The following is a 3,158-nucleotide window of genomic DNA, read 5'->3' as shown; positions in this document are numbered from 1 at the left end:
AAACGTCCTCCTATTAGTCGTCGTCAACTTCACCTGATGGTTTTTTCCAAAGGTGGTAAACGACGTAAATATGGTGGCTCTACCACAAGACATGGGTTCCGTAAAGGAGATTTAGTTTCTTCTCCCAAAGGAATTGGTTATGTTAGTGGAGATACCGAAAAAAAGCTATCTGTAAGCGATACCAATGGTCAACGATTGGGACAGATAGCTGTTAGTAAGATTCAGTTAATTCGTCGTTCTAACGGTTTAATTGTTTCTCACTAACTCATATAAAGCCGCCCTCCGCTATCGCTAAAGGGCGGGGTTTTAGACCCAGTTTTTCGATGAATCTACACACTACCTACATGGGTTTGCAATTGCGATCGCCGCTAGTCATCGGTGCGGCCGCACCCTTGAGCGAGGATATCGATAATATCAAGAGAATGGAAGACTTTGGAGCCGCTGCCGTGGTTTTACACTCCTTTTTCGAGGAGCAGATTAAACAGGAAAGACTGGCTCTACACCATCATTTTACCCACGGAGCCGAGAGTTTTGCGGAAGCTTTGACTTATTTTCCCGAACCGGAGGTTTTTCACGTTGGTTCCGACGAATATCTCAACCATATTCGCAAAGCCAAAGAAATGGTCGATATTCCCATTATTGCCAGTCTCAACGGTGAGACCTCTGGGGGATGGTTGGAGTATGCCATTCAAATTCAACAAGCGGGCGCTGATGCTTTGGAGTTGAATATTTATTATGTTCCCAACGACCTAGAATTAACTGGAAATCACGTCGAACAAAACTATATTGATATCCTCAAAATTGTCAAATCGGAGGTATCAATTCCCGTCTCGATGAAGTTAAGTCCCTACTTTAGCAATACGGCCAATATGGCTAAACAATTAGCGGAAGCTGGGGCCGATGGGTTGGTATTATTTAACCGTTTCTATCAGCCGGATATCGACTTAGACACCTTAGATGTTCACCCCAATATTATCCTCAGTAATCCCCAAGCAATGCGTTTACCCCTGCGCTGGATTGCTATGCTTTACGGTCGTGTAGCGACGGATTTTGCCGCTACCAGTGGTATTCATAACGCCATCGACGTGATCAAAATGATGATGGTGGGGGCAAAAGCTACTATGTTAGTTAGTGTTTTATTACGCCACGGTTTGGAGGAAATTACCAAGATCGAACAGGGTTTATTGCATTGGTTGGAAGAAAATGAGTATGAATCGATCGAGCAGTTAATTGGCAGTATGAGTCAAATGAATTGCCCAGATCCGAGTGCTTTTGAACGGGTACAGTATATGAAAGCTCTGCAAAGTTACGAACCTGTTTGGAAACGTTTTCAAACCACCAGCAAATAAAAGTGGGGAGTGGGAATGGGGGAATGGGGAAATGGGGAAATGGGGGAATGGGGAAATGGGGGAGTGGGGAGATAGGGAAATGGGGAAATGGGGGAGTGGGGAAATGGGGGAGTGGGGAGATAGGAGAATTTCAACTAAAACCCCAAAACCCTAAAACCCTAAAACCCTAAAACCCTACAACCCTAAAACCCCAAAACCCTACAACCCCAACACCCCAACACCCTAACACCCCAACACCCCAACACCCCAACACCCCAACACCCATCCGACTCCTGACAAAAAAAATCCTGGAGGATATAACCATGAACGAGAATCAAAACAAAAAAATCGGTATTCTGACCAGTGGTGGTGATTGCCCGGGGTTAAACGCGGTAATTCGTGCCGTGGTAAAAGCATCAAAACTAAAGGGTTGGGATGTGTACGGCATTCCCTACGGGACTGACGGTTTTATGCAGATTGCTGAGGGGAAATATCACCCCCAAGATTTGATCCTGACTCACCATGGCTATAACCTACCTGGGATATTGAAAGGATTAGACGTTTTGCAGTTTCTTAGTGGTAGTGTCTTGGGTTCTTTGAGCAAAGGACATCCCGAAAACCCAGAAATTGCCACGAAAATCCTGCAAGGATACGAAATGCTAGGATTAGATGCCCTGATCGTCGTCGGGGGCGATGGGAGCATCGATATCATCTATGATCTCGCTCAGAAAGGCAATTGGAATATTATCGCGGTTCCCAAAACCATTGATAATGACGTTCCCTATACGGAATGGGCCGTCGGTTTTACCACTGCCGTCGATATCGTCACCCAAGCTTTGTATGATCTCACCTTTACCGCCGCTAGTCACGAAAGGGTGATGATTGTGCAGGTGATGGGTAGAGATGCCGGTCATTTAGCCCTTCATGCGGGGATTGCTGGGGGTGCCGATGCGATTTTTATTCCCGAATTAACCCCTGCTCTCACTCCCGCAATCATCGACGGTTGTTGTGATCATTTGGCAGAATTACGCGCTCAAGGTCGTCAATTCGCTCTCATTGTCATTTCTGAGGGGGTTAAAAACGAAGATAACCAAAAAGAGAAGTATATTGCCGATTATTTAGAAAAATTAATAGTTGACAAAACTCGCTCTTTATGCGTTACCGATCCCGTCTTCTGTTATCTCAATTCCATGGATGTGCGGGCCATGTCCTTGGGACACCTGCAAAGAAGTCGTCCTCCTTTGGCCATGGATCGACTGTTAGCCACGGCTTTTGGCATTAAGGCCGTAGAATTAATTGAAAAGGGAAAACTCGATCGCGTGGTGATTTGGCGCGGGGGACAAGTGCGTAGTTTGCCCCTGAAACCAGTGATCAAAATTATCAAAAAATGTCATCAAGAAAATCGCTGCGCCTATCCCGTGGATCCTGATGGTTTTATCGTCAAAACGGCCCGTTCTTTGGGAATTTACCTAGGGGAAAATACCACAACTGAGACGGCAGTAGTTCCGCAAGCTGTGGAGGTGTTGGTTTAGTTATAATAAAGCGAGAAGGGTTGCTCATACTTTCTCGCTTTGTTAATTGGTTAAGATTAGGCATTTTTAAACCCTACAATTACGAGATATACTGACAGCTACTGTCGAAATAAAGAAACTTTTTAAAAGACTGTAATTAATTTTCTAAGCATAAACTTTTATGGCTCTTCCGAACTTGTCATGTAAAATTAAAGAAAAAACAGACAATTATTGCTGACCAATAAAACAATAATTTATCTTTAAAAGCTGACTATGCTTGCAATACAGCAATTTATTGGTTAAAATATAGACAGCCAAG

The 3,158-nt window shown here is 44.3% G+C and carries 3 protein-coding genes and 1 pseudogene; all 4 read left to right on the top strand.

Annotation, left to right across the window (positions count from 1 at the left end; genetic code table 11):
* Nucleotides 1-264: pseudogene (locus O9324_RS14790) on the top strand (hypothetical protein); the annotation flags it as partial.
* Nucleotides 265-323: 59 nt separating this feature from the next.
* A complete protein-coding gene (locus tag O9324_RS14785) occupies nucleotides 324-1,349 on the top strand; it encodes a dihydroorotate dehydrogenase-like protein (RefSeq protein ID WP_288140573.1) in 1,026 nt (341 codons plus the stop codon).
* Between the two features lie 23 nt (nucleotides 1,350-1,372).
* Nucleotides 1,373-1,519, top strand: coding sequence for a hypothetical protein (locus tag O9324_RS14780; protein WP_288140572.1), 147 nt, complete (start codon nucleotides 1,373-1,375; stop codon nucleotides 1,517-1,519).
* A gap of 132 nt (nucleotides 1,520-1,651) precedes the next feature.
* Complete coding sequence (locus O9324_RS14775; RefSeq protein ID WP_287630010.1) at nucleotides 1,652-2,860, top strand: ATP-dependent 6-phosphofructokinase; 1,209 nt, start codon at nucleotides 1,652-1,654, stop codon at nucleotides 2,858-2,860.
* Nucleotides 2,861-3,158: the final 298 nt, after the last annotated feature.

Origin of the sequence: Microcystis sp. LE19-84.1B (assembly GCF_027531875.1) — a bacterium.
Classification (GTDB): Bacteria; Cyanobacteriota; Cyanobacteriia; order Cyanobacteriales; family Microcystaceae; genus Microcystis; species Microcystis panniformis.
The sequence above is the reverse complement of the archived record's forward strand: the minus strand, read 5'-3'. Positions and strand labels throughout refer to the sequence as shown.

Bases quoted from the DNA above. Each gene is read 5' to 3' on its own strand.
- O9324_RS14785 (WP_288140573.1), top strand. From the start codon at position 324: ATGAATCTACACACTACCTACATGGGTTTGCAATTGCGATCGCCGCTA.
- O9324_RS14780 (WP_288140572.1), top strand. From the start codon at position 1,373: ATGGGGAAATGGGGAAATGGGGGAATGGGGAAATGGGGGAGTGGGGAG.
- O9324_RS14775 (WP_287630010.1), top strand. From the start codon at position 1,652: ATGAACGAGAATCAAAACAAAAAAATCGGTATTCTGACCAGTGGTGGT.